The following is a 23875-nucleotide window of genomic DNA, read 5'->3' on the forward strand; positions in this document are numbered from 1 at the left end:
AGCCGCCTGGCCGGCCCAAGCCTAGTATAGAACGCGATTCTAGCATCCGGGCCGGCCAGGTCGGCTCCAGCGAGTTGTGAGGCAGGACAGAGGCCAATTCTCTGTCCCTCACGCGTCTGGAGGTTGGGAGTATGCGCACAGTGGCTGCATGAAGCAGTCGCCGCAGCGCGGTGCGCTCGCTGTGCACACACTCTTGCCAAGCCTGTACAAAGGGCGGTCGAGGAGCCATGGGTTTTCCGGATGTAGGCGGCGAGCTGAATCCACTGCCTCCTGGGCTCGGTCGGCTGGGAACTCCTTGCCGTGGAGTAGCCGTCCCAGAACGCGCCGGACGTGAGTGTCCGCCTTTACGTCCCCCTTGCCGTCAAGTAGACCTACGTCGATGAGCGCGCCGACAATCATTCTAGAGATCTGCTCACCGACGCCCAGGCTGTACAAGCGGTAGAGCGTAGCGTCAATGGACTGGCCCTGCCATATGTTCCGGGCGTCGCCGGCATACCGGGCGACGATTTTCTGCCCAATGGTGAAGACGCGTTCGTGCCCCTTAGAAAACCGGTGGAGGGAGTACTCCTTTCGGCGCGCGTTCCATTGCTCGAGCGATGCGGAGGCAATAGCGCCCCAGAGATCATCGGGATCGCCAAGTATCTGCTCAGCCAGCCTGCTGGCATTGCGCCAAGCGGTCTCAGCTCGAACTTGGTAATCCAGGATGCAGGCGAGTAAGAACTTGTTCGCAGCCTTGCGGGAGGGAGGCTGGGCTGGAACGAGCCACTCCCAGAATTGCTGATCGGTATCTCGGTGGGCCAGAAGGGCTTGGGCGATCCTAGCTTCGCGGGTCGTCACTGGATCTTATCCCCTGGGGAAGGCACTTTGCTTGCGCCGCCGAACTTGGTTTTAGAATGATCAACGTATCACGCTGTAGCCTGCAAGCTTGTCAGCCTAACGCGCTGGTAGTCAGCCATCGCAGGTTTACGTTTAGCTGTTGGTTGCTCGATTGTCAACTCTTTGCGTGCGTCATAGCCCGCCCGTGCTTAGCGCTGATCGGGATCGCCAACCAGTCCGTCGGCCGGGCTGCGGACGCCGCGGCCGGTATCCATCCGCTGATGGCTCCCGACGCCCTTGTGTCGATTATTCTAGTGTAGTGTCTCACTCAGATGGGGCCTTATCCAGTGCGGCGCGGGCGCGACGGACTTTGGCGAGGATCGCCTCGGCCTTGGCCGTCCACGTGAAGCCCTTGGGATTGGCATTGTGATCGGCAATGTATTCATAGATCGCCCGTTCCAACTGCCGAACGCTCTTGAAGACGCCGCGGCGAATGCGGCGATCCGTGATGTCGCGAAACCAGCGTTCGACCAGATTCAGCCAGGAACTACTCGTCGGCGTGAAGTGGATGTGAAAGCGTTGGTGCCGTGCCAGCCACCGCTGCACCTTCGGATGCTTGTGCGTGGCGTAGTTGTCCACGATCAAATGCAAGTCGAGTTCGGGCGGCGTCTCCGCATCGATCTTCTTGAGAAACTTCAACCATTCCTGATGGCGATGTCGCGGCATGCACTCGGCGATGACCTTGCCTTCAGCCACCTCGATGGCCGCAAACAGCGTCGTCGTCCCGTGGCGTTTGTAGTCGTGCGTCAGCGTACCCAACCGGCCGGGATACAGCGGCAAACTTTTCTGCGTGCGATCGAGCGCCTGAATCTGGCTCTTCTCGTCGCAGGAGAGCACCAAGGCGTGTTCGGGCGGGTTGAGGTACAGGCCTACGAGGTCCACGACCTTTTCGACAAACCGCGGATCGTTGGAGACCTTGAAGGTCTTCACCAAGTGCGGCTTCAAGCCGTGGTCACGCCAAATGCGATGCACAGTCGCCTTGCTCACCCCCACGGCCTTCGCCATCGAGCGGGTCGACCAGTGCGTGGCGTTGGCGGGCTTCTCCTGCGTTGTCTTGCGGAGGATCTCCGCCTCCTTGGCGGCGCGGACCTTCGGTCTGCGACCGCCGCGCGGCTTGTCCTTGTCGAGGCCCGCCAGACCCGCCTCCAGGAAGCGGGTCCGCCACGTTCCCACCGTGCGACGCGTGCAGCCGAGTTCGGCGGCAATCTCGTCGTTACGCTTGCCCGCCGCCGCGGCCAGGACAATCTTGGCACGCAACACCACGCGTGCCGGCGTGCTCCGACCCCGCGACCATTTCGTCAGCGTCGTTCGTTCCGCGTCACTCAACTCGATGGCTTTCGCAACTCGCATGGCGTCATCCTCCTCGGTCTGAGAGTGAGACGCCGGCGGCCATGGATAAGTTCCCTCAATTACAAGACACTACACTAGCAAAGGCCCGCTTTTCCGCCTAGGAGGCCGCTCAATGAGCGTGCGTGCGGGAGAACTCCGCGATCTCGGCCTTGCTTGCCTGTCCCGTGGCCACGGCCATTGTCAGGTCGTAAAGGCTGCCTCTTGGGGCGTCGATCTCGATGCCGTTGAGATCTAGAAAGACCAGCGCCGCCGCGCACCCGGTTCGCTTGTTGCCGTAAAGGAAGGGATGGTTCTGCACCAGGTGGTACAAATAGGCGGCCGCCATCTCGAACAGGTCCTTGTGCAGGCATTCGCCGCCGAACGTCGCGCGCGGCTGTGCGACGGCCGACTCGAGCAGCCCCATGTCACGCACTCCGTGTTCGCCGCCGTAAAGATCGACCTGATCGGCGTGCAGCGTCAGAACGTCTTCGATGCTGAGAAAATCGGGCACCAGGGCCTACTCCGCCAGCCGTCGGAGATCATCGCCGTACTTGCGGTTGATCTTCTCGAGCGACGCGCGGAGCTTCCGCTGACGCGGCTTATCGCGGACCGGCGAGATGAGAATCGAATCGCCGTCGGTCGAGAGCTCCAGCGGCGTGTCGGCGGAAATCTGGAGCATTTCCAGAATCGGCTTGTCGATCACCAGGGCCAGGCTGTTGCCGTGCCGGATCAGGGTTTTGGGCATGTCGGTCCCTCCTCGTTGGATATACATAGTATACACCGCCCCGCCGTCCCGGCCAAGGCGGGAATAGGCGTCCCGAAACCCCATCCCATGGAGCCTGCGTCGTGATCCATCTCTGTACGCCGTACACGTCCGACGATTCAGCCGTTCGCCAAAATCGCTTCCAGGCCGCCTGCCGTGCGGCGGCCGAACTCATCCGGCGGGGTCATGTGGTGTTCTCGCCCATCGCCCACAGCCACGCGATTGCCCAGCATGGGTTGCCCCTGGACTGGGACTTTTGGGAGCGGCAGGACCGGCGGCTCTTGGCGGCCTGCGACGAGCTGTGGGTGCTCCAGCTCGACGGCTGGGGGCAGAGCCGCGGGGTGCAGGCCGAGATCGCCATCGCCCGCGCCGCGGGCAAACCGGTCCGCTTCGTGAGCGAGGCGGAACTGGCCGAAGAGAAGGCCGCGGCAGCCGGTTAAGAGGGGGGCACGATGCGTCTAGGCGAGAATCGCGAGGTCCTGATGCTTGACCAACCCGTCTTCGAGTCGCAGCACGCTCGCAAGCTGGTCGGTGACCGAGAACACCTGGCCCGGCAGCCCTGCGGGCAGGCTGGCGAAGTACAGGCCGCCATGCGTCTGGCCGCAGCACAGCGGGTTGCCCCGGCGGACGAGCAGGAGCCGCACGGGCCTGGTCCACAGGCCGAGGAGGGCCAGGGGGCCTTCGGTTCGGGCCACGGCCCAGGCGGCCCGCTCAAGAAGCGTCCCGGCCCGGCGCATCATGAGCAGGCCCAGCACTTCGCTATCGCAGTCGGTCTTGGGTCGCAGCCCGTAGCGGCGGATGAGTTGGCGGTAGTTGCGGACGACGCCGTTGTGGACCAGCCACCCGCGGCCTGCCCGGTGGGGATGGTTGTTGCGATTGTCCTGGGGATCGCCGTGGGTGGCCCAGCGGCAATGGCCCACCAGCGTGACGGCGTTTCGACAGGCGTCCAGGTCGCCCAGGTTGGCCGTGGCCGCGCCCGGGCGTTTGAAGGTGTGGAGGACGCCGTCGGCATCGATCCACGCCAGGCCGAAGGCGTGGCGGCCGCGGGTCTCCGTCTCGGCGGCGATTCGCCGCAGGCGGGCCAGCTCGGGCCTGCTCCCGTTCTTCGTGATGAATCCAAATACTCCGCACATCGTTCTGCGATCCTTTCGGGGTTAGGCTTGGGCGTCGTACTTCTTGGCCAGCCGGCGGAACTCGGCCTTGATCTCGTCTTGGGGGATGGCGTCCGAAATCCATCCGTACTGCTTGCCCCCGTGGATGCGGGCGTAGCCTTTTCCCCAGGCCAGGTAGCCCAGCAGGCGTTCCGTCTCGCTCTGGCCGGGGCCCGACTTCTTCCAGCCGCCCGTGGGGGCCTTGGGGTTCCAGGTGGGCATCCGCTTGGCCGCCAGGGCCCGTTCGACCAGCCCCAGGCAGACCTGAATCCACCCGGCGACCTTAGTGGGGTTGAGCGAGCCGGAGAACACGCGGAACTCGACCGTGTCCTTCGAGCCGCGGGCGAGGTTCGTCAGGTTCAGCGCGTGGTAGCGATCGCGGTCCAAGGCGGGCTTGGCGTCCTTGTCATTGCCGTACTTCCGCACCCCGCCGCAGTACCGGCCTCGCTCGCGGCTCTTGGTGCCGGTGATCGCGTAGAGGCCTTTTTCGAGGTAGGCCACGATGGTGACCAGGCGGGCCAGGGCCTCGCTGGGCCAGTCGCGCTTCCAGCCGACGTGGACGTGGACGCCGCAGGAGGCGTTCACGCGGTGGCCCTTGGCCTGGAGCGTCTCGAGGACCTCGAGGACCTGGCGGATGCCTTCTTCGCCTTGGAGCACGGGGCTGACGATCTCGCATTTGTGCCCGCCGTGCCCGTTGTCGATCGAGCCGTCGCATTCGGCCTTCCAACCGGCGGGCAGGTAGGGGACCTGCATTCCGTGGCGGTAGGGGCCGATCCGCAGGCCATCGTTCCGTACCGCGCTATCGGGGGCGATCGTTTCGATCTCGATTCCGAAGCTGAGTTCGTTGGCGCTCATGGCAATCCTCTTGGTGGTGTAATGTTCATGCGTACATTACACAGGAGCCATGAACGCCCGAAAACATCAAGCGGAATCCCCGCCTGTTGGCCCAGATTTTTCGGAATACCTTCGGGCCCAGGCGTAGTACCGAGCCGCGATTGTAAACGGCTTGCGAGGAACGCGCGCGGCCGGTCGGCCAGGGGATGGGGGCTTAAGGCGGGCGTCGTTGTTGCCGGGCCAGGGTGCGGGGGTCGCGCTGTGTTGGCCACGTGGGGCCCACGGTGGCCGCGTGTGGCGTTGCGGGCGGGAAGTGGCGGTGGTTGGCCAAGGCCAGAAGAAAACCCCGGGAAACGTCCCGGGGTTGGGTGGCCGACGCGTTGGGGTTCAGGCCCCAGCGAACTTGCCCCGCTCCACCTTGCGGAAGCGGGACTGGGCCCCTTTGGCCGCGATCTCGCGGATGATGGCGGCGTAGAGTGTCCGCGCAGGCGTCTTGCCGCCGGGCGACTTCCAGTAGCCTTTGGCTTCCACCTCGGCGACGATTTCCTTGGCTGTCATCGGCCGGCCCGCTTCTTCCAGCACGCGGGCGGCGGCTTCCAGACCGCTGGTACGCTTCGGCTTGGACTGGCCCTTCGTGGGGCGCCTGCGCGGCTTGGCCTTGATGGCGCCGTCGCCTGGGGTGGCGCTGTCGGGGAGCGCCCCTTCAGCAGCCACTTGCGCCTCGGCCTGCGCGGCCTTCCGGCCGGCGCGCTTCGGCCTGTCCGCCTCGGCCCGCAGCCGCTGGGCGCTCTTGATGCGGACCTTCTTGCCCGTGGCCAGGTTCGTGGCGTCCCAGCCGCCATGACGGTTCTCAGCGTCGATCCGCACCGGCACGAGCTTGTCGGTCACCTTGGCGGTGTAGACCTTGCCGATTTGTACTTCGTCGCGTTTCATCGCATCGCTCCTTGGAACAGGGGAAAACAGGGGTTTCGTTGCCCAGTCGTTGACCGGGATGGTCATGATCCGCCCGGTCGGCTCGTGGTAGGAAAGGTACGCGAACTCGATTCCCGCCATCTCGAGCTGCTCGGCCTCGGCCTGGGTGAGGGTCAGGTACTTGACGATTCTGCCCCCGTGGGCACCGATCATGATCGCCCGGTCGTCGCCCGAGGCGTCCAAGTACTGGAGGGCCTCGGCGGCGCTCCGGTGTTCGGTTGCCTGGATGGTGATGTTTCGCATCTTCATGGTCGCGTCTCCGCTTCTGGTTTGGGTTTTGGTATCTCCGCCGCGTCAGGACACATGAGCCATGTTTCGGCCAGCGCATCAAGCGGATTTCCCGCCACGTCGGACGGAATTCTCGGAATACTTTTTGGTGGAGCCGTAGCACGCGATGACGGACAGTACTGCTCAAGGACGGCATTCCCTTAATCCTCAGGCGTTATCCCTGGAGGATGTGGCCCGGATTCTCTCGGCGGCCGGGCCGAAGCCGGTGACCGTTGCCATGCTCCGCGATGACATCGACGGCGGCGCCCCGACCAACGCCGATGGCACCATGAACCTGGTCCATTACGTGGCCTGGCTGCTCAAGGAGATGGGCCGTGGCGATTGACCCCAGGCGACTCCGACCGAGCGAGCTGTGCCGGCTGGTCAACTCCACGCCGTTGGGCACGGTCTTGGACGAGCGGCAGTTGCACCGGCACCGCACGCGGGCGGGTTTTCGCATCGGCGACGGGCGGCATGTGGACCTGTTCCGTTATGCGGCGTGGCTGGTGGAACTGCGGCACACACCGACACCCCAGGCCGATGGCGACCCCTACGAGAAGCTCAAGCAGCGTGCGGCAGCCCGGAACAAGGCCCTGTCGCTTGCCGGCCGCGACATCGGCGAGCTGCCGGAGGTGGCCAACTCCGAGCGGAAAGGGCGGGCCGCAGAAGACTTCCGCTTCTTCTGCGAAGCCTACTTCCCGATGACGTTCCATTTGCCGTGGTCGCCCGACCACCTGAAGGTCATGGCCATGATCGAGCAGGCCGTGTTGCGGGGCGGGCTATTCGCCTTGGCCATGCCCCGGTCGAGCGGAAAAACCACGCTCTGCGAGTGTGCTTGCATCTGGGCGATGCTCTACGGCCACCGGGAGTTCGTGGCCCTGATCGGCTCCGACGAGGGGCACGCCATGGGGATGCTCGAGTCGATCAAGATGGAGCTGGAGGGCAACGAGTGTTTGCTGGAGGATTTTCCGGAGGTGGTCTACCCGATCCACTGCCTGGAAGGGATCGCCGACCGGTGTGCCGGTCAGTTGTACCAGGGCCGGCGGACGCACATCGGCTGGACCGCCCGGCAGGTCGGGCTGCCGACGATTCCTGAAAGCAAGGCCTCGGGAGCGATCGTCACGGTGGCCGGACTTACCGGCCGCATCCGGGGCATGAAGTTCAAGCGGACCGACCGGAGGACGATGAGGCCGCCCTTAGGGGTGATCGACAGGACGGGTAACGGTGTAGAGTGGTTTCTCGATCTGTGGGAGCGGAGGCGGGTCGTTGGTCGGTAACGGCTTGGTCGTCAGTGACAATGCACAGCAAGGGAAGCGGTCTGCTCGACGCGATTGTTCGGCCCACCTACCAATGCAAGGCATGACGTCATTGCTCAATGACCAGTTTTGTCTCCAATACCTCAATGCGTCTTTCAACTTGCGCGATTCTTTCGAGAGCGTGCTGAAGGGTCGGAAGTACCAATCGTCCTTCTTGGTCGCTTGAAAAGAGAAGCGTCATTTCCCGATTAAACTTCGGATCAGCGTACAACCGTCGTGCTTGCGAGTGGATGTGACCACGACTCCGTAAAGCGGGATCGAGCACATCAAACGCTACCAGTTCAGCAGCCTCGAGAACATGTCGTTCACCAAATTGAGGATGCTCCCACCATCGGACTTCAGTCACATAATCTGGATTGATCCCTACAGCAGACATGCCAGTAGCAATGCTACTGTCGCGATTCACAAGGTGCTGGATCATTCTACGTTTCAACTTGTCTGCTATCCCAACATATGCCACATACAATCGCCGCTTGTGCCCGCCATATAGCGCATAAACAGCGGGTACATTAGGCAATTCGGCGATAAAAGACAATTCCCGCATGTTATCTCCAAAATGGTCACACATGTTCCCCTAACTTGTTATTACAATGAGCCGCAGATTTCCAGTACACCGCAGGCTTGCAACCTAGCACGCAGGTGGGTGGTAGTCGCAACTAGCAATGCATCCATCAGATACGTGCCTGAAAAGCCGTCGGCAGCGTGATAGCCTATTTCATCCTAGGGCTCATCGGGCGCCAGCCTAGCGCGTCCGCGAGGCTTCGCACACCACGTCTACCACGGTTGTTCAAGATTCGTCCGTGGGCTAGTACTATTTTCGGCGCGCCCAAGCGTGTGTCAACCGTCCGGCACACGGCTGAATACGGCCTTGGCCGTGTCCTGCGGGATGCCGTCCGAAATCCATCCGTAATGCCTGCCATCGTGGATGCGTGCGTACCCGCGGCCCTAGGCTGCGTGGCCCAACGGGCGTTCCGTCTTGCCTCGCCCGGACTCAGGATGGCGAGGCCTTTGCCATCCTGACCAGCAACCCACGCTTGCCGACGCAGGTCAAGCTCGATCTGCGCCTGGTCGAGGCCGATCAGGGGACCGCGCCGGATTTGGGCTGGCGGCTGGAGACTGACGACCGTGTGAGGGGTGCCGCTCACTCCTACCGTCTTCAGCCTTCAGCCTGCAGCTTCACTGATGGGATCATGTTCGATTCAAGGGCAATCCAGTCGAGTAGCACATGCTCCGCGATCACCCGGTTGACGCGGTGCTGTCTCTCGGGCTTCAGTACGACCGCGTCTTCGCCGAGGCCGTAGTGCACTGGTTCGGAGCCGAGCGTCCCGGCGAGGTCCGCGGCATTAAGGACATCATGCCCGCGCTGCCGCTTTTCGCCCAGCTTCGGCGGTTCACGCTGGCCGTGAGGGCCGCGGCCGATCTGCCGGCCGCGCTCGCGGAACTCCGGGATTTTTGAGAGCACGGGCGAACGGGCTATCTCTTGAGCAACGCCGCGATTTGGGAACGTGTGGAGCGAAGGACCGGCCGCGTCCTCCGCGCGAGAAGGCCAGGCCGCCCGGCCAAATGACTCAGACGTACGTCATCGGTACGCTTACCAGGCCCCCCAGCGTGTCCCCGGGATCGCCAACTATCAGCCGTGTCCCCGCAGGGTATTCCCCGAATGATGATCCGGCGGTGCGGTTCCTATGCCCGCCGAACGCTACGGCCGCAGCCAGAAGCACGCCCTGGCCACTCTCTTTTCTTCCGTAGCGTCCGGCATGGGCTTGCGCGGATTCATTCGCCCCAGACCCAGCGCCACGCAGAGGCGGCGCGGTTTGCTACCGCCTTCGTAGCCCCGGTCGTCGCATCCCATGCGGCACTCGCCCCTTCGCTGATCGTCGACCCGGCCGCATGAACACGGCTCACCGTCCACTCGGCTGCCGCCTTCGCGGCGGCTTCGCCACCGAAGTATCCGGCAATGCCTCCAGCGATACCGCCGACGGCTCCGCCCACGGCCGTACCCGGACCGGGTGCGATCATCGATCCGACCATTCCGCCACCGGTAGCCCCGATCTCCGCTCCGGCCACCGAGGCCGCCCAGCCGCCGACCAAGCCCGCGGCATTCTTCGCATGTTCCACTTCGCGCTGCTGAACGGTAACTTCGCCCTTGGCGAACTTCCGCTCCGTTTCCATCGCGTCATGAACCCGAATGCCGACATCCAAAGCCACTGCGGCCGGAATGACAGCCCTCGACAGTATTCGTAGCTTCGACCCTCCTTTCGCCGCGGCTTGCGCGATGTCGTCCGCCGCACGCGTCGCGTCATCCGCGACGTTGGTGGACCGCGCCACGTCGTCCACGGCCATCGCCCCCTCGCGTAGAAGGTCGTCGATCGCCGTACGGGCCATTTGCATCGCCTTGTCAGTCGTCTTGGCGACTCCCTCCAAGACCGTGACGGTCGGCTCGCCGAGAACGTGCTTCGTTCGAATGATATGCACTTCGAGCCGGCCCTCAGCCGCTGCCTTTAAAATCTCTTTGGCGGCCGCGCGTTCCGCCGGACCGGCTTTGGAGCTTTTCAAGACGCGTTTCGCCGACTCGACGGCCCACTCGGGGGAGCCTTGCGGATGGCCGTAGGCATGCCCCAGTTGGCCCGTTCCTCCCTTCGCCTCGTACACGATCACGCGCCCGTCCGCCGCCCGGTAGACTTGATCCGGGCCCTGCGGCAACAATCGGTCGACCCCGTCGAACAACGTCTCGTAACCCTTGGCCTTGGCCATTTGGCGAGCGCCCTCCTCGCCCAGTTCCTCTGCCATTCGCACCCTTTCTTGCGGCGAGGCCTTCAGCCACTCCTGCTGGCGCACCGTCGGTCCGGCGATCTTCCCCTCAGCTACCGGTTCAGAGACCGTCCCCGGCATCTGCCCAACGGCCACATTCAGCAACGCGGAAACCGCCATCAGCCACAGCACACAGGACAAAAAAACGGATCTCATGACTCTTGCTCCTCAATCCGCGGCATAGTGGACCACAGCACCGTGCCGTAGTCATCGAGCCGCCAAGATGAATTACGGCGCTACCGCTCTCGGAGTAACATCCGTTTCTTTGATGAGCGATGGCGTTTGGTCGAGGCGTCGCGATGAGACCGCCGCGTACCCGCCTACCGGCTAGCCGGCCGGCCGCTGGTGATCGAGGACGTGTTTATGGAATTCAATCACGCGCGAAAGTACAGTGCCAAACCCGGCATGAGATATCCCGGCGCGACTCCCCAGGCTACCGAGATATGGCCACTGTATCGAAATACCCAGCCCGAGGGCCCGCCCAAGAAAGTGTTCGTCAACAACAGCGTCGGATTCTCCAGCGAGAACAAGACCGCTACACTGGCCCTGGAGAACGTCCGGGTCTGGGCCCGCATGATCAACACCGAACATGTACCGACGAATTACTCCTTCCGCCGCTCGGACGTCTGGGTTTTCGGGTTCAAGTCGGATGCTGCCGCTACGCTGCTCAAGGCGAGGGACGGCTCGCGGGTGGAGGTGGTGGGCGGCACTTTCTTCCTATCGAGCGAGGGGCAGGGTCCCGTCATCGACAGCCGCGACTCGGCAATCGCCGCCGTCCTTTTGCAATGGTATTGGAAGCCAACTCCTTCGATACTCTTTCGGAATCAGCAGGCAGGCGTGACGACCGCCTTGACCAAGCCCCGATTTGACAGCCTTGACAAGGTTGATGCCGCTTTCCGCCGTGTAGGTTCATCCCACAGCAGGAAATCGGACTAAGCTTGCGAACCCGTGTCACGGGGATGAAATCAAGCCGGGCAGGCCTGTAAGGCACTGGCGGAGGCTGAGAGGTCGCATGAATGCCGGCTAGAATCCATTCACTGCTCGGAACACCATCGGCTCCTGAATGGAAAGGTGCATCCACATAAGATAACGAGCCGGGGGCCATCCGTCTCACTTGCCGCGAGGCAATCAACATCGGACTCGGAACCCTTCTCGGCGTGGCGGTGGCGGCGACCGGCACGTCTGCGGAGCATGGCAAAGCGGCGGCAGCCCGTCCAACCGGGCAATGTCTGTACGCAAACGGCTACCGGGCAATCACGCTCAACAGGGCCTACCCCCCGGTGCGTTCGCTCTTCCTTCGACACCTTGATCCCCGTAATCCTGATTAGCCTGGCTCCGTCCATGCCGTGTAGAAAATACCAAAATCGCCCTCCACGTGAGGACCAGTTTCACGGGGTTAGTGAGAAGTTACAACGATGCAATGTAGAAATGTAGTTACGAGTTACCGGCGGAGTACTAGCTAAGTGGTGTACTAACTGAATGAAGCTATTTGGTGACTTGTGCCCCGCCCGCAGTGCCTACAATCCCTCCAGCGCGGGCCATCGGCTCTCGTATAGCAAGAAAAGCTTCCACATCGCGGCGTAGGTGGCGAAAAGCAACAACATCAGATGGAACAGGTCGGCTAACCAGATGTTTGCCGAATATCCCTTCACCTGCGGATGCTGAAGTACCAGCAGTGCCGGGCGACTATAGCAGAACATCGACAGCACATCGGTCAAAGTGCCCGCCCAGCCCAGCTCCCAAAACTCGCTGTGCTGCTTTTCCCCGCCTTGCGCGCGGGACTCGCCCAGGCCGGGCCGCAGTGTGACGACAATCGGCCGGCATATTCGTGGGTCCGAAAAGGGTTGGTTCACATCGCCGGCGGCTACCGCGCTCAACAGGATTTGGGGGAGTATCACTATAGGCAGGGCGGCCACGGCGGTCTCTTCCGTCCGCGACAGTGTGGATACCAACATGCCCACCCCCACACCGCACAGGTACACCAAACCCAGGATTAGCAACCAGCTGACGCCGCTCGCCTCGAGCAGCCGCTTGGCCAGGCCTTCGTCAAGCACTTGCGCGCAGCTCCATCGCACCAACACAAGAAAGACCAATAGCTGGGCCACCCCGATGGCCAGGTAAATGCTCACCTTGGCCGCCAGGTACGCCTCGGCCTGCAGTCCCGCCATGCGATCGCGGAGGTATTGCCGCCGTTGGCGGACCAGGTCGCGCACTGTGTTGTTCATCCCAAGCCAAATGGCCACCACCACGGTAAAGAACAGGATCGGGTCCAGCTTGGAGGCTCGGCATTGCGAAAGGATCACCAATAGCGCCAGCAGAACGGGCTGGACGACCATCATTGCCACCAGGGCCCGATCCCTGGCGATGATCTTGGCACACTGGACGGCAACATCGCGCCACTGGTGCCACCATGGCCCGGTCGCTTGCCGGCTCGCAATTCGCCGCAGCCGAAGGTCCAAGGGCGGAGGGGTTGAGTCGGACGTACTCTCCGTCGAACTGCCCGCCGCCACGCCGGCCGGGGCGTCCCAAGGCCTCGGGGTTTCGACCTCTTGTACCTCTGCAGCCGTCCAGCCCCGCTCCAGGGCATCGTACCAGTCGGCCGGATGCCTGCCTGCAAACCGTTCGTGCAGCGCCTCGGGAGGTCCGAAAAACGCCAAGCGGCCCACCCTCTCGTACCGCGCAAGCACCAGCACCCGATCAAACACGCGCAACGCTGCTAGGGAATGGGTCGATAGCACCACCAGCGTACCGCGACTCGCTACCTGCCGCAGGTTTTCGACTAGCCTCGCCTCGTTACCCGGGTCTAGCCCCGTGGTCGGCTCATCCAGCAACAGCACCGGCGGTTTGCGCAACAGCTCGATGGCCACGCTCAGCCGTTTGCGCTGCCCTCCGCTGAGCACCACCGCACGTTTCTCAGCGTGCGTGCCCAGTTGAAGCAGCTCCAGCACCTCTTCGATCCGCCGGCTCCGGGCCGGTTCCGAAAGCTCGGGCAGGCGCAGCCGGGCGGCGTATTCGAGGTTCTCACGGACCGAGAGCGTCTCGTAGAGCACGTCCGTCTGCGGAATGAACCCCACTGCCGCCAGGTAATCTTCCCGTTGGTCCCACACGTCCCGGCCCCTCCAGAGTATCTCTCCTTCCTCCGGCCGGTAATACCCCGCCAATGCCCGCAACAGCAGCGTCTTGCCCAAACCGCTCGGCCCGAGCAGCCCCACTAATTGGCCCGGCTCGAACACCGCGGAAACCCCATCCAGCAGGCGGCGGCCTTGCCGGGCAATGGCCACATCCCGTATCTCCAACAACCCGGCCGATAGCTCTTCCCGCTGTAGCCCGTTCTCTCGCACCACATAGGTCAGCCGGGTCCCAAATCGCACCCGGTCCTCCGGCCGCAGTGCCCGCTCCCGCACCCGGTTCCCGTTGACGTAGGTGCCGAACCGGCTCTCCTGGTCCGCCACCACCACTTCGGCCCCCCGGCGGTAAATCCGCGCATGGTGCCGCGAGACCGTGGCATCGCGCAGGCACAAATCACACTCCGGTGCCCGGCCCACCAGCAAAGGCAACCCGGAAAAGGGCACCTTGACCGACTCCTCGGTCCACTGAGGCATGGTTCAGTTCTCCGAACCCACGGGCTCGTCCAATCGCCGGCAGGTGTATTGGATCTCCAAGTTGGGGGCCGTTTGGAACCGGGTCTCGAACAACAAATGATCGGTCGATACCTCCTCCAGCGACGCCTTGGCCGTTAGCTCGGCCCGGTCTATATACCCATCCGTGATGTTGTAATACAACCTGCCCCGCGGGGTGACGTTGCCCAACCGCCTCCGGCTGCTATCCGACGCATTGACCTCGAAGGTCCCACTGCGGATTTCCAGCGTGGCATAGTCCTTATCCCCCTTTTGGAAATCTTGGCCCCGTTCGATCGTCACCGCGCCCGAAGGCCGACCTCGCCACGTAGGCGGTAAAAATTCGGTCAGCTCCCGCGCTTCGACATCCCAGTATTGGCCCGGCCGGCTCTCAAGGTTCGGCAGCAAGTAGCAATCGCCCAGCACTGACATCCCCTCCAGATAGTTCCGCTCTTCCTGCGTCAAGCTACAGCCCACCGGCTCCAGGCTCACCAGGCCCTGGCCGTCAGTGTAAGTGACGCGGAAACGCTTTCCGGCCAGGGAATCCAGCATCGCCTTGGCCTTGGCCTGGTGCTCTTGCAATGCTGCGAGACTGGCTTTGGTCAAAATAACTTCCGCTAGCTGAGCCGCGGCAACAGCCGCCCCAGTAAACCGCCCACCTGTAACCCAGTAGTCCAGTACTCCTAGGAGAAGCGTTCCGGGTTGGCCAAGGTCAAAGCTTACCTCGACATCGGTCAGCAATTTCGCTGCTCGGCTCTCCACAACGTGGCACAGCAGGACCACCGTCTGTCCGTCGTTTCGCTCCACCGTACGCCGTATGCGATTCTCGGCTGCGTAAACGAGATTGATGGTCTCTCTGATACCCCAGTCGGCATCGATGACCACGGCCTGGAAGCCAACCTTGAGCGTGCTCTCGTATGTCTTACCCTCTTGAAGTACGTCTCGGACCCGTTGGGGATCGCCCACCGGTTTGGGAGGCGGAGGCGGCGGGGGGACAGCCGAACCATCTTCTTGCGCGGGTGAGCCTGCCTCCGGCTTAGCCTCCGGGGGCGGCGGGGACGACTGAGGGGGCGTCCCGTCCGCTCCTGGCGCGGGCGAGGCTGCCTCCGACTTCGCCACTGAGCCACCCTCGTCACTGCGGGGCGACTCCCGCCCAAGCAACAACACCACAATCACCCCCAACAGGGCCACAATGGTCAAGAGTAATAGCCCGGTCATTACCTGGCTGGCGCCACGCCGACGAAATCGCCCTCTGGCTCGCATACGACCCTCCTATCTGTGCAGGCAAATTGGTAAAGACAAACGATTTCAGTCGGTCGGCCATTATAGCCGCGGGGATCGCTTAGATGAACCCGCAGCCGGCGGCGGGAAATCTCGTCATTCTGCGATCTTCAGCACCTTAAGCCTTTGGCCGGTAGCGGCACCCCACACGACGGCCGTCGCGTCGGCGGAGGCAGTGACGATCCGTCGGCCGTCCGGACTAAAGGCCGCAGAAACAACCGGGGCGGTGTGCCCTTGGAGTACCAGAAGCTGTTCGCCGCTAGCGGCATCCCATACGATAGCCGTGTTGTCCCATGATGCGGTCACGATCCGCCGGCCGTCCGGACTAAAGGCCGCAGAAGCAACCCCGCCGGTATGCCCTTGGAGCACCATAAGCTTTTCGCCGCTAGCTGCATCCCAGACGACGGCCGTGCCGCCCGATGCGGTCACGATCCGCCGGCCGTCCGGACTAAAGGCCGCAGACATAACCCAGGCGGTGTGCCCTTGGAGCACCAGGAGCTTTTCGCCCGTGCCGGCATCCCATACAATGGCCGTCTTGTCGTCGGAGGCAGTGATGATCCGCCGGCCGTCCGGACTATAGGCGGCAGACCAAAGCCAGCCGGTGTGCCCTTGGAGCACCATAAGCTTTTCGCCCGTGGTGGCACCCCAGACGATGGCCGTCTTGTAGACGGCGACCGTCACGATCTGCCGGCCACCCGGACTAAAACCGCTGAAATCCGCGTGTGGCGGCTGCGTTGCAACAAACGCCCCGGGGTCCACACCGGGCGGCGGCTCAGCCTTCAAGGCGGCAGGCGGTGCCAACACTACCGAGCCCCTGCCAGGCTTCGGCTGCCCCAACCCAGATAAGACGAACCCCAGCAATGTCTCCATAACTTGGGCAATACCCGTCCCAAAAGCAAGGAGCATACGCGGCGGTACCGCTTTTCCCCCCGCGCCGCTGGTGTGAGGCAATGGCGGCGGTTGGGGAGCAAACGCCAGCTCCAGCGCCTCTTGCAACTGCCGCACATTGGCAAAACGCTCCTCCACGGCGGGGGCCAGCATCCGCTCCAAGATCCCGTCGAAGGCCTTGGGGACCGTGGGGTTCAACTCCGACGCCGGCCGCCAAGCCCCCGCCGGTATGCGCCCCGTAAGAAGCTCGTAGACCGTCACCCCCAAGGCATAAATGTCGGCCCGGCCGTCCACCGCCTCCGGCCGCTCCCACTGCTCCGGCGCCATGTACTGCGGCGAGCCGATCGCCAGCCCCGTCGCCGTCAGCCCCCGGGTCTCGCCTCCCAAACGCCTGGCTAGGCCCAAGTCGGCGATCTTGAGTTCGCCCTGGGGCGTGAGCAAGAGGTTCGAGGGCTTGATGTCCCGATGCACCAGCCCGGCCTCGTGGATCGCCCGCAACCCCTCGCAGGCCTGACGCAGCCAAACCAAGGCCTGGGCAAACGGGAATGCCTTTCCGGGCTGCTTGCGGATGACGTCTTGCAGACTCCCTCCGGCGAGCCACTCGGTGACCAAGGCCGGATAGCCCCGCCACTTGCCTTGACCGACAATCTTCACCAACCGCGGGTGCTGGAGGTTGCGGAGTTCGCTCACCTCGCGCTCAAAACGCCGCACCGCACCGGCGTCTTCCACCAAATGGGGATGAAGCAGCTTGACCGCCACCGGCTCGTTCGTCTTGATGACCCGCCCCTCGAAGACGACCGACATCCCCCCCTCGCCCACCAACCGCAGCAGGCGGACCGGACCGGCCTGGCCTGCTACACATGCCGGTTCCCCGGAGAGGCGTGGGCGAAAGACGAGAATCGGGCGACCGCAGCCCCGACAAGACTGCACCCCCGGCCCCGGCGCGGGCAGCTTGGTGCTCTGACAGTACGGACACCGGCCCACCCAGCGAGGCCCCGCCTCGGCCGCCCGGCCCCCGACGCGGCACTCGAACTCGGCCGGACCTACCCGAAACCGCTGCCCCGCCCGGAGCCGCAGCTCGGTGACTTGGCCGCCCTGGTACTCCAGCACCGCCCCGGGGTCCACGCACCGCAGGATGACGCCCCCCGAGCCGTCCCATTCCACCTGGCAGTGGTGGCGCGACACCGCCGGGTCGTCGATCAGAAAGGTGTTGTCCGGGGCGCGACCGATGGAGAGCCCCCGGGCCACATAGACCTCATCCCCAAACTCCAGGTCGCAGCGGCACAGCAAGAGCCGATTGTCGCCGTCAGACGCCCCGCGGCTACTCATTATTTGCATCCCCACCGCCGCCGCAGCAAGCGGTTCATTGACACCCTGGGCAGCCGACCACGAACAGAGACTAGACGGAACAACGCCATGTTAATCGGGCCTTCTGGAACGGTCAACCGCGCGGCGCCCAAAATATCCCCAGTCGTCACGCATCGTACAAAAAACCGGCGGTCCTTCGAAAGCCCTGATGTGGTAGAGATTTGCAGAGAAAAAAACACCTCAACTCAACCACGAGCAGCGGAGGGAACCGCCAGGAAAGCGATGGAAGCCGTGCTGTGGATCACCCGTGTATGTGTCGGGCTGCGAAAAAGCCGGAGCAAAACTCTGGGCGATTTGGTCTCCGTGGCCCTACGGATCGGCCGGGTGAGCCTGTCGGAACTGGGCCGGCTGCCGGCCGAACAACGCGAGGGGGCCGCCAAGCACGGCATCAAGCGGGCCTGGCGTTTTACGGCCGACGGGCGCGCGCAGATCAGCGACGCCAAGCAAGGGCCGCTCCGCCGGCTGCTGCACCGTCGCCATATCAAAAATGGTTGGGTCCTAAGTGCAACATTGATACAGTCACGGCGGAGCCTATTCGGGAAATGGAAGCCGGCGCGGCCTGCATCCAATGGCCGCACGGAAAAATTCCGAGCGGGCTGCATCGAGGAGTTACTACCAAGATTTTTTAATACCGGTAAAACCGCTTTCAGCCCTATACGTACGGTAAGTCACGCTCCGGTAACCGCTGCATGAAATCGTAACGGTCTCATTCGGCACGAAAGACCAACCTTCCAGAACACCAATCTCTTCCGTCTTGTACGGTCCAATCGCAACATCAAGCACCGCCTTCTGGTTTAAATCCTCGTTGGACATGACCAATTGGACGGTGAGAGATTCCCCAGTTACGTTCCTGAGTTGGAGCACGCTGGTTGAAGAATCGAGCAGCGAAGGACGCATCGACACGTCGATCGCAGTTGTGATCGAAGGTTCGATCGATGGCATGGTGCGTTCGCAACCCGAAAGCGTCATGATGAGGACTATTACACTGGAAATAGTTGCAAAGTGCCCAGATCGCATAATAGGCCCTCACATTGTGGCAGCTGTAATGGTTTACGGCGTTCCTATTCTTTCACGCTCGCTAGAATTCCTCGATAGTGATACGATAGTCCTGATTGTAAACCTCGGACCGGGCTAGTCAATTGCGGAACGATAATTCGCCGGATTCTCGGAGCTCTCCACGCGTGGGATTGGTCTCGATGGCGCAGGCAGGAGTGCCTATTTTTTTATCTTGGGGACTCCACGCGGGCCAAAGGGCAAGTTCGTGCATGTCCATCCGGCCTGGCCCAAGGCCAGGCTGGAATATAAGAACTTGGCCGTCCTGGGACGTAGCGCGGAGGTAGGAAAGAAAGGCCTACGGCTGCAAGGTTCCGTCAAGCGATGGGGCACGCAGAATGGCCACCTGATGGTCGCTTCCTGCGGCAGGTCCTCCGCGTGGGGTGCCAAAGCCTGCCATAACACTTCCGCCTCGCAGGTCTCCGCCCCCTCCGGAATCGGCAGCGGCAGTTCCGAAGCCTATTGGGGCGACCCTAGCTTCGGGGGCTCTGGCAACACCTCGTGGTACTCTGTGCGGTCCATCCACCAGCAGAGCCACTCGACCGAAAGCCTGAACCGCACGATCGCGTTTAGCGCCTCGGGCCAGGCCGCAAGCAGCGGCAGCAATCTGCGCACCGCCTCGGCTAGTGGCGCGGCCGATTCGTCCTACCATTCCCAGTGGGAGGACCACTGACGGAACGGCCGGAGACCTGGGACGTCCGTGGCAGCTACTAGAACGCCACCTACGACAACTACAGCTACCAGCACCAGTGGACCAAGACCTGGCAGGGCGAAGGCCAGCCCGACGTGAACGAGTCGGCCACTAACCACGTGACCGGCCTGGAAAACGGCACGGCGGGCTATTGGTGGAGGCACACCTACCCGGTCGGGGAAGGAACGCAGACCGACGAGGACTCGTTGTCCGGCCCGTGGAACAACTTGTACGACACGACCGTCACGTACCCCGGCTTTTCCGACGGGGCCTACTATGGCATTGACCAGGGCGGCGGCCGAGAGTAATACTTCAGCTATCTCGGCGATGCCTTCACGGACGGCACCCTCGGCTCCAGCAGCGGAGTGTTCGGGTTCACTTTGAATGGGGAGGTTATCGTGTTCGAAGAGGGCCAAACCCGCGGCGAGGGTCTCACTTTTGCTCCACGGCTTCCAAGCCTGAGGAGGACGGCACGGTAATCACGTCGAAGACAAACACTGCCGGGGCATCCCGCGGGGTTTGATCCCACGTAGCCAGCCCGATTCGGGCCGTGCCTCGCAACGCCTCGGCGGCTTCCTTCGCTTCGACCTCAAGATGGCTGACCGTAGCGACCGAGTACGCGCCGTTCTTGCCGTCGGTGAGGAGCGGCCGGCCTTGGTCGTCGACGGCCAGAACGAGGACCGGGCGTTGTTCCGCCGCGCCGGCTAAGAGCAATCGGGGCCCGTCGAAGAGCACGACGCCGCGATGCCGACCGATTGCGCGACCGTCGATGGAAAGCCTGCGGAGACGCCGGTCTTCGATTCGCGGCACATAGGGAAACGTTACGAGGACTTCGCCGTCGGACTTCGCCGTCCGCGCCGGGACGGACCGGAATCCGAAGATAGCCGCCTTCCGCCACGACGGGAAAATGACGCCCTGCGCGGTCGGCCGCCTGCACGCCCTCGGCCCAATCGGGACGGCGCAGATAGACTGCGGGAGCCTCCCCGGTCTCTTCCTCGGGATCCAAACGCAACGCGCACGTGACGGCACCGGGGCGGTCCTCTCGCGCGACGGTTATCTTCCACCGCCGCCGGTTCACCGGCACGGTGGCCTCGACGTCGGCAGGGAAATTTACGAACACTCCACGGTCGGCACCGACGACGAGATAGCTTTTGAGTGTCTCGAGCCCGAGGATGCCATGGAACGTGCAACACCAGACAGCCTCGGTGAAGTCCGGCAGGATCTGGAGCGGGCCGACGTCGTCGCATACGAAGTTGTGATGGCCGTAACCGCCGTTGTCCGTACGGTTCATTGCGTAGTGGTTCCAGAGCAGCCGTTCGGCCATTTCGAGAAAGCGGACCTCACCGGTGAACCGCCAGAGCGCCAAGTTCAGCCGCAGCCAATCCGCTTCGCTGCACCCTTCATCGGTGCTGCTGTTGACGTGGAACCGTTCGCCCACGCCGCCCATGGGCCAAACGTATCTGCCCTCGGTAGCTTCGTGCCATCGCCGCATGGGGCGGTCGAGATACTCGCGCTTGCCGGTGATTTCGTAGAGCAAAAGAAGTCCGTAGTGCGTGATCAGGTTGCCGTGGCTATGGTCCAACGGCAGCGTGTCGAATCGTTGGAAGAAATCCGCCATCCGTTCGGCCTGACGGAGGTAGCGCGGGTCTTGCGTGGCCAGGTAGAGTTTTGCCAAACCCTCGATGCCCGGGAAATAATCCGTCTGATGTCCGGCGGCGTAGGTGCCCGTGGACCGATACTCCGGCTCTCGGGCCGGGTCGAGAAAGCGATCGGCCGTCGCCAGGTAGAAATCACCGATGCGCCGGGCGATCTGGAGCAAATCCGACCGGTCGAAGGCCTGATGAGCCTCCAACAGACCGACCAAGAGGCGCGAATGACCCCAAAAAATGGGCAGCTTGACCGCCTCGTTGGCGTTCGGGGGTTCCAAAGGACCGCTCCAATCGACGTCGGCGCCGAAATGCCCGTCGGCCTTCTGATACTTACCGATGTCTTGGAGCAACTGCGCGAGTGTTTCCGGCTCCATGCGTCCGGGCGGCGAGGTGAGGCTAGCGATCTGGATGAACCGACCGGAAATGTCGCCGCTATAGTTCGTGTAAACTCGCGTCACCTCGAACGAAAGGTCCGCCCGAAGATATGCCGCCGACCGATACGGGTCCTGCCGAAGTCGCTCGACCCCTTTGCGATAGGCATCGCCCAGCGGCCCATCCATACGGACCGACCGCGCGTCCGGCAGCACCCATCGCGGCACGTCGGCCTTCGTCTCCGGGGCATCCGACGCCGCTACCGCCCGACGGTCGGATTCAGCGGCAACCCCCGCGCGGTCAACGAAAGACAAGGCCGTAATGCTCAGGATAATAAGTACAATTGACACCACGAGGTGATTCACCCTCCCTCTACTAGGTTGGCGATTTCGGGCTTCGGTCCCGTGGCACACGCTCGCAGGTCGCCTCATAAGCCATCCTTTTCGCCGCCTGTCCCGGCCTCACGTGGACGGGATTGTAGTTACGAACTTCCGCGGGTATCGAGCGCCCGAAAACAGCGCCGGTCGCGAGATTGGTGTCCACCAAAGGGCAGATACAAAGCCCCATGAGGTCATTTGGATCTCTGCAAAGTCCCTCCGAATCTTGCGGGGCTTAACCATAACTATCCGCAAGCCGGTTGTCAACAATTTCGATTGTATGTCACGTGTTCCTGTAGAAAGTCTCGTTTCTTTCGCGAATCGACGGGTTAAATTGATGATGCTCTTGGGGTAGGCGGGAGGTGAAGTGCGTGAAGGGTAAGGTGTCGGGATTGACGTTGCGTCTCGATTCACGCACGCCCATGCGACGGTGGGGGATGGATTACGGGAGGCGGCGGCGATCTCGGCGCAGGTGCCCGATCCGCGGAGACGAAGGGCGGTGCAAAATCCCCATGGGGCGATCTTGAGTCTGGGGTTTCTGAAGTTATTGGGTCGGATTACGGAGATGCCGGCCTTGGCCCGTTAAGAGGCTGCACACTGGCAGGAATAGAAAGAGCGCTGAGGCTTTATTCGTGACAAGCCGCCGTGTGAAACATGGACGGCTGATCCTTGTTTGTGGCTATTGACGGGGGGCGTTGTATGCCCAGCGGGCGTTGTTGGAGGCGTTCCACGCGTTGGGGTGCGACTATTTGTTTGAGCTTAGGAGAATCAGTCGGAATTATTAGCGACCTTGGTGATTTGTTTTAGGGAGGCAGTGCGACGTAGGCCGGACGCCCAAGAGTGAGAAGATGGGGCGCGGTAGAAATGAGATGATTGTGGGTCAGCGTAGTGGAGGGGACGTATGTGTGGGAGAGGCTGGGTGTCGACTGGTCTTTTAGGTAGATCGGGAGCGGATCGTGCGGAGCGATAGGCAGTCGTATGAGACGCGGTATTACAGCACGCGCCCGGCCCCGACGATGGGCAGTCCGCAGCAGCTTTTGCGGCAGCTAGGAGGTCACCGGGAGGTCGAGAGCTTTTTGCATTTCGCCAAAGATCGATGATGGGACGAGGATCGACACAGTTGGCGGCGACCGAGTTTGCCGGCGATTTGGGCGACGTTGACGAATGCGACAATCAACGTGCTGCGGTTCGTGGGACAAGTGCTGTGCGGAGACTCACCGAGGTCCGGTGGGATAACTCTGCGGGCCATTGCCGAGCGGGCCAATTGGCATCTCCGCGACACCCGCACAATCCTTGGCATAATCGTCAATTACTGTCGTTGCAGCGGTCCTGAGAGGGAGAAGTTGACGGCGGCACGGCGGCACGGCGGATTTGGTAGCGTGAACGCTGACGGGCCACTTGAACACGGTGCGGGACATCGCCAGCCTCAGCCGGGCAAAGGCGAAAATCAGCGCAACTAACACGAGCATACCGGGAATGGGCATACCGGGAATATCCGGGCATAACGGTAAGAGAAGGGTAGGGCGCTGGAAGGGGGGCGAGATGACCACCGCCGTGGTTAACCACTGGTTTATGACGCATTCGGCCTTATCATGCGAATGGCGAGCCGCCGGTGTGAGCCGGCGGTGGAGAGTCTTTTCCTCTTCACCGCCCGGCCGTTCGACGCCGACACGGGTTTCCAAAACAACCTCAACCGCTGGTACAACCCGGCCGTCGGCCGCCGGCTGAGCGAGGACCCAATCGGATTTGGTGGAGGAGATGGAAATCTTTAACGGTATGTCTGCAACTCGCCGACAATGGTATCTGACCTCGGCGGCTGGCTACACGGTCACCTTCCGCACGAGGCCTAGCCCCAACATGATCGAGATGCCGGTAGTTTTGTGGGATTGCGGGCGAGTCGATTCGGACAATCCCGGCGCGTTGGCGTTCACTAATAAGGTGGTAAACCCGCTCGTGGACGGTGATTGGTTGTTTCTCGCACACGTCCATGGCCCGACCGTTAGCCAAGACTGGTTCCATGACTACGTTCACGCGGCTGCTGGTTTAGTTGGGCTTACGAACGTGCTGTCATGCGAGGAACGCAGCTATCACAACGTCGCGGGCTCGATTCGCTGCGGCACGAACGTGCTGCCGGACATTTCAGCGGGAAGGTGGTGGGACCTGAGACGGCGGGCGAGGTGCCAAGGAAAGCAAAATACGTAGGACACGCTACGATATTTAGTCACCTTGTGGACGTACTCGTGAATCCGGGGGATGTAGC

Annotated in this window: 23 protein-coding genes; 10 read left to right on the forward strand and 13 right to left on the reverse strand. The window is 62.7% G+C overall.

The window, feature by feature from the left end:
* Positions 1-108: 108 nt before the first annotated feature.
* From ACZ5B4_RS05260 to ACZ5B4_RS05275, 4 genes are all read right to left on the reverse strand, one after another.
* Positions 109-837: a hypothetical protein gene (locus ACZ5B4_RS05260; RefSeq protein WP_464913384.1), complete on the reverse strand. Its 729-nt coding sequence runs from the start codon at positions 835-837 to the stop codon at positions 109-111.
* Between the two features lie 303 nt (positions 838-1140).
* A complete protein-coding gene (locus tag ACZ5B4_RS05265) occupies positions 1141-2226 on the reverse strand; it encodes an IS630 family transposase (protein WP_464911496.1) in 1086 nt (361 codons plus the stop codon).
* A gap of 109 nt (positions 2227-2335) precedes the next feature.
* Positions 2336-2716, reverse strand: coding sequence for a type II toxin-antitoxin system death-on-curing family toxin (locus ACZ5B4_RS05270; RefSeq protein WP_464913385.1), 381 nt, complete (start codon positions 2714-2716; stop codon positions 2336-2338).
* A gap of 6 nt (positions 2717-2722) precedes the next feature.
* On the reverse strand, positions 2723-2950 hold the full coding sequence (locus ACZ5B4_RS05275) for an AbrB/MazE/SpoVT family DNA-binding domain-containing protein (protein ID WP_464913386.1): 228 nt from the start codon (positions 2948-2950) through the stop codon (positions 2723-2725).
* 101 nt (positions 2951-3051) lie between these two features.
* On the opposite strand from ACZ5B4_RS05275, the gene ACZ5B4_RS05280 reads away from it, so the two are divergent.
* On the forward strand, positions 3052-3408 hold the full coding sequence (locus tag ACZ5B4_RS05280) for a DUF1937 family protein (protein WP_464913387.1): 357 nt from the start codon (positions 3052-3054) through the stop codon (positions 3406-3408).
* Between the two features lie 18 nt (positions 3409-3426).
* Here the strand turns inward: ACZ5B4_RS05280 and ACZ5B4_RS05285 are convergent, their stop codons facing one another.
* From ACZ5B4_RS05285 to ACZ5B4_RS05295, 3 genes are all read right to left on the reverse strand, one after another.
* On the reverse strand, positions 3427-4101 hold the full coding sequence (locus tag ACZ5B4_RS05285) for a class II glutamine amidotransferase (protein ID WP_464913388.1): 675 nt from the start codon (positions 4099-4101) through the stop codon (positions 3427-3429).
* Positions 4102-4122: 21 nt separating this feature from the next.
* On the reverse strand, positions 4123-4974 hold the full coding sequence (locus ACZ5B4_RS05290) for an amidoligase family protein (RefSeq protein ID WP_464913389.1): 852 nt from the start codon (positions 4972-4974) through the stop codon (positions 4123-4125).
* 366 nt (positions 4975-5340) lie between these two features.
* Positions 5341-6174: a winged helix-turn-helix domain-containing protein gene (locus tag ACZ5B4_RS05295; protein ID WP_464913390.1), complete on the reverse strand. Its 834-nt coding sequence runs from the start codon at positions 6172-6174 to the stop codon at positions 5341-5343.
* Between the two features lie 145 nt (positions 6175-6319).
* Here ACZ5B4_RS05295 and ACZ5B4_RS05300 point away from each other — a divergent pair, with 145 nt between their 5' ends.
* Entirely contained in the window at positions 6320-6538 is a 219-nt protein-coding gene (locus ACZ5B4_RS05300; RefSeq protein WP_464913391.1) for a hypothetical protein, read from the forward strand.
* On the forward strand, positions 6528-7469 hold the full coding sequence (locus tag ACZ5B4_RS05305) for a hypothetical protein (protein WP_464913392.1): 942 nt from the start codon (positions 6528-6530) through the stop codon (positions 7467-7469). Before ACZ5B4_RS05300 ends, ACZ5B4_RS05305 begins: the two co-directional genes overlap by 11 nt.
* 88 nt (positions 7470-7557) lie before the next feature.
* Here the strand turns inward: ACZ5B4_RS05305 and ACZ5B4_RS05310 are convergent, their stop codons facing one another.
* Positions 7558-8052: a GIY-YIG nuclease family protein gene (locus tag ACZ5B4_RS05310; RefSeq protein WP_464913393.1), complete on the reverse strand. Its 495-nt coding sequence runs from the start codon at positions 8050-8052 to the stop codon at positions 7558-7560.
* 681 nt (positions 8053-8733) lie between these two features.
* Here ACZ5B4_RS05310 and ACZ5B4_RS05315 point away from each other — a divergent pair.
* Positions 8734-8964, forward strand: coding sequence for a phage portal protein (locus ACZ5B4_RS05315; RefSeq protein WP_464913394.1), 231 nt, complete (start codon positions 8734-8736; stop codon positions 8962-8964).
* Positions 8965-9281: 317 nt separating this feature from the next.
* On the opposite strand, the gene ACZ5B4_RS05320 is transcribed toward ACZ5B4_RS05315, so the two are convergent.
* The gene (locus ACZ5B4_RS05320) at positions 9282-10475 is read right to left on the reverse strand and encodes a hypothetical protein (RefSeq protein WP_464913395.1); all 1194 of its coding nucleotides are present in this window, start codon (positions 10473-10475) and stop codon (positions 9282-9284) included.
* A gap of 207 nt (positions 10476-10682) precedes the next feature.
* Between ACZ5B4_RS05320 and ACZ5B4_RS05325 the strand changes: the two genes are divergently transcribed.
* Positions 10683-11255, forward strand: a complete 573-nt coding sequence (locus ACZ5B4_RS05325; RefSeq protein ID WP_464913396.1) for a hypothetical protein — start codon at positions 10683-10685, stop codon at positions 11253-11255.
* 581 nt (positions 11256-11836) lie between these two features.
* Here ACZ5B4_RS05325 and ACZ5B4_RS05330 read toward each other — a convergent pair.
* The 3 genes from ACZ5B4_RS05330 to ACZ5B4_RS05340 form a co-directional block, all read right to left on the reverse strand.
* On the reverse strand, positions 11837-13921 hold the full coding sequence (locus ACZ5B4_RS05330; RefSeq protein ID WP_464913397.1) for an ATP-binding cassette domain-containing protein: 2085 nt from the start codon (positions 13919-13921) through the stop codon (positions 11837-11839).
* A gap of 3 nt (positions 13922-13924) precedes the next feature.
* Positions 13925-15199: a hypothetical protein gene (locus ACZ5B4_RS05335; RefSeq protein ID WP_464913398.1), complete on the reverse strand. Its 1275-nt coding sequence runs from the start codon at positions 15197-15199 to the stop codon at positions 13925-13927.
* Positions 15200-15313: 114 nt separating this feature from the next.
* Positions 15314-17434 (reverse strand): protein kinase domain-containing protein, encoded by a 2121-nt coding sequence (locus tag ACZ5B4_RS05340; RefSeq protein ID WP_464913399.1) that lies wholly within the window; start codon positions 17432-17434, stop codon positions 15314-15316.
* A 261-nt stretch (positions 17435-17695) separates the two neighbouring features.
* On the opposite strand from ACZ5B4_RS05340, the gene ACZ5B4_RS05345 reads away from it, so the two are divergent.
* From ACZ5B4_RS05345 to ACZ5B4_RS05355, 3 genes are all read left to right on the forward strand, one after another.
* Positions 17696-18166, forward strand: coding sequence for a hypothetical protein (locus ACZ5B4_RS05345; protein WP_464913400.1), 471 nt, complete (start codon positions 17696-17698; stop codon positions 18164-18166).
* A gap of 568 nt (positions 18167-18734) precedes the next feature.
* Positions 18735-19199, forward strand: a complete 465-nt coding sequence (locus ACZ5B4_RS05350) for a hypothetical protein (RefSeq protein ID WP_464913401.1) — start codon at positions 18735-18737, stop codon at positions 19197-19199.
* 113 nt (positions 19200-19312) lie between these two features.
* A complete protein-coding gene (locus ACZ5B4_RS05355) occupies positions 19313-19525 on the forward strand; it encodes a hypothetical protein (protein ID WP_464913402.1) in 213 nt (70 codons plus the stop codon).
* Between the two features lie 281 nt (positions 19526-19806).
* On the opposite strand, the gene ACZ5B4_RS05360 is transcribed toward ACZ5B4_RS05355, so the two are convergent.
* Complete coding sequence (locus ACZ5B4_RS05360; protein ID WP_464913403.1) at positions 19807-21465, reverse strand: beta-L-arabinofuranosidase domain-containing protein; 1659 nt, start codon at positions 21463-21465, stop codon at positions 19807-19809.
* Positions 21466-23180: 1715 nt separating this feature from the next.
* On the opposite strand from ACZ5B4_RS05360, the gene ACZ5B4_RS05365 reads away from it, so the two are divergent.
* Both ACZ5B4_RS05365 and ACZ5B4_RS05370 read left to right on the forward strand, forming a co-directional pair.
* Entirely contained in the window at positions 23181-23387 is a 207-nt protein-coding gene (locus ACZ5B4_RS05365; protein ID WP_464913998.1) for an RHS repeat-associated core domain-containing protein, read from the forward strand.
* A gap of 4 nt (positions 23388-23391) precedes the next feature.
* The gene (locus ACZ5B4_RS05370) at positions 23392-23817 is read left to right on the forward strand and encodes a protein-arginine deiminase family protein (protein ID WP_464913404.1); all 426 of its coding nucleotides are present in this window, start codon (positions 23392-23394) and stop codon (positions 23815-23817) included.
* The last annotated feature ends 58 nt before the right edge of the window (positions 23818-23875 follow it).

Source organism: Thermogutta hypogea (genome assembly GCF_055386265.1).